Source organism: Streptomyces sp. NPDC020731, assembly GCF_044334705.1.
Classification (GTDB): Bacteria; Actinomycetota; Actinomycetes; order Streptomycetales; family Streptomycetaceae; genus Streptomyces.
In genome coordinates this window covers 1-1,752 of sequence record NZ_JBIRTN010000048.1, presented here as the reverse complement: position 1 = coordinate 1,752, position 1,752 = coordinate 1, and the positions used below count along the sequence as shown (strand labels likewise).

The following is a 1,752-nucleotide window of genomic DNA, read 5'->3' as shown; positions in this document are numbered from 1 at the left end:
CGCCGTCGGCTCGCTGCCCGGTATCTGCTCGATGGTGGTGTCGCTCATCTGGCGTCTCCTTGATCATCGGATCCGCCGTTCATTGAACACTCCCCCATCGAGGAATGGCTCAAGAAGCATCCGGAATGCAATAACTGCTTCCTCGCCGGCACCCAAGTCCTCATGGCCGACGGCAAGACCAAGGAAATCGAGAAGATCAAGGTCGGCGACGAGGTTGTCGCCACAGACCCGGAAAAAGGGGAGACCCGCCTCCGGAAAGTCACCCGCCTGATCGTCACCGAGCACGACAAGCACTTCAACGAACTGACCATCAAAACACTCGAGGGGCCCAAGAAGCTCACTGCTACACACGAACACCCCTTCTGGGTTCCCGAGATCGGCGACTGGGTCGAAGCCCGCAACCTTGCTGCCGGCATGACCCTCAGAACCCCCGACGGCACCACCGTCCGCATCATCAGCAACCGGGCATACACCAAACACGCCCGGACGTACAACCTCACCGTCGAAGACCTGCACACGTACTATGTGCTTGCGGGTGCCACGCCGGTACTCGTTCACAACAGCAACTGTGATCTTCCTGAGGGATACACCTCTTCCCCTGCGCTCAAGGGTGATCCGTATCATCCGGACTCGGTGGCTGCACGGAGTCAGCAGAACCGAGAGCTGTACGCGGGAACCGTAGGGGATCGGGCCGGGGCTCTGGGATACAGAACGAGAATTCCCGCACAAAAGGCCCCGTTCAATTCGCACGGCCAGGTGGTCTTCTCCAACGGAAAGAACTACATCACGCCTGATGTTGACGGGCATAACGTGTCCGATGGCTGGAAGATGTTCAATCGCAAGGGACAACGGATCGGAACTTATGACCCGGACCTCAACTACCTCAAGGAATGACGACTTCGTGATCGAGGTGATCGATTACCCGACCTCAGAGGGTGCGAGTTCGCTGCCCTCCAAGGCGGTCGGCCGGATCAGGGTCGGCGAGTTCACGGAGACGTTCCTGATGGACCTGAGTTTCTGGACGGTGGATGACTACCGTCGAAGCTGGGATGGTGCGCTGAGGAAACTTGAAGAGGCCGAGAATTCGACCTCCTGCCTCATCGCCTCAATCACCGATCCGGCGGCCAGTAACTTCATCTCCTGTTGGCCGATGTATCGAGACGGGGAAGAGGTCTACGTGCAGAACTCGATCATCTTCCTGGACGAACTCCACGAACAGTTCAACCAGCAGGAGCCGTGGCGGTACGTAGAGGCTCGATCGTCGGTCGACGAGGATGGAAACCGCATCTCTGAGTGGTCGACGGGCACCTCTCAGGTGCGGCGGTTCCGTGAGTCCGCCTGGGGGCGATAGATCCCGCGCGCAGGTGCAAATTTGAAGCCCCGGCAGGTACGTCCTGGCGGGGCTTCAGCGCGGTCTGACGGCAGTAGTTGACGGCAACGTCAGCGGACGGGGGCTGCGCAGAGCGGTGGGTCGTCACCGTCGTCGGGCTGGCCTGTGCTCGCGGCGGGGTTACGGAGGGCGTGGCCGAGGATGTCGATAGCGTCGCGTTGGAGGCGGAGCCGGACGTGGGCGTAGACGGTGGCGGTGACGCCGATGTGGGCGTGGCCGAGGAGTTCCTTGATCACGACCAGCTCAACCCCCTGCTCCAGGAGCAAGGTGAACCGTTCCGGGTTCGGTAGGGACTCGATCATTTGAGAGGATCGAGTCATGGCACGTCCTTCCCAGTACCCGCTTGAGCTGCGCCGTCGTGC

At 60.7% G+C, this 1,752-nt stretch carries 3 protein-coding genes and 1 pseudogene; 3 read left to right on the top strand and 1 reads right to left on the bottom strand.

Translation table 11 applies throughout. The annotated features are described in order from the left end of the window. Positions 1-126: 126 nt before the first annotated feature. From ACH4VX_RS35540 to ACH4VX_RS35530, 3 genes and pseudogenes are all read left to right on the top strand, one after another. Positions 127-573, top strand: a pseudogene (locus ACH4VX_RS35540) (Hint domain-containing protein); the annotation flags it as partial. A gap of 60 nt (positions 574-633) precedes the next feature. Then, positions 634-894 carry a toxin C-terminal domain-containing protein gene (locus ACH4VX_RS35535; RefSeq protein WP_398373455.1) on the top strand — a complete coding sequence of 87 codons (261 nt, stop codon included), beginning with the start codon at positions 634-636 and terminating at the stop codon, positions 892-894. 7 nt (positions 895-901) lie between these two features. Next, on the top strand, positions 902-1,351 hold the full coding sequence (locus ACH4VX_RS35530) for a hypothetical protein (RefSeq protein ID WP_398373454.1): 450 nt from the start codon (positions 902-904) through the stop codon (positions 1,349-1,351). Between the two features lie 89 nt (positions 1,352-1,440). Here ACH4VX_RS35530 and ACH4VX_RS35525 read toward each other — a convergent pair whose 3' ends face one another. Next, on the bottom strand, positions 1,441-1,710 hold the full coding sequence (locus tag ACH4VX_RS35525) for a hypothetical protein (RefSeq protein ID WP_398373452.1): 270 nt from the start codon (positions 1,708-1,710) through the stop codon (positions 1,441-1,443). Between the last annotated feature and the right edge of the window lie 42 nt (positions 1,711-1,752).

Coding starts and splice junctions, on each gene's coding strand:
- ACH4VX_RS35525 (WP_398373452.1), bottom strand. CDS start 1,710: ATGACTCGATCCTCTCAAATGATCGAGTCCCTACCGAACCCGGAACGG.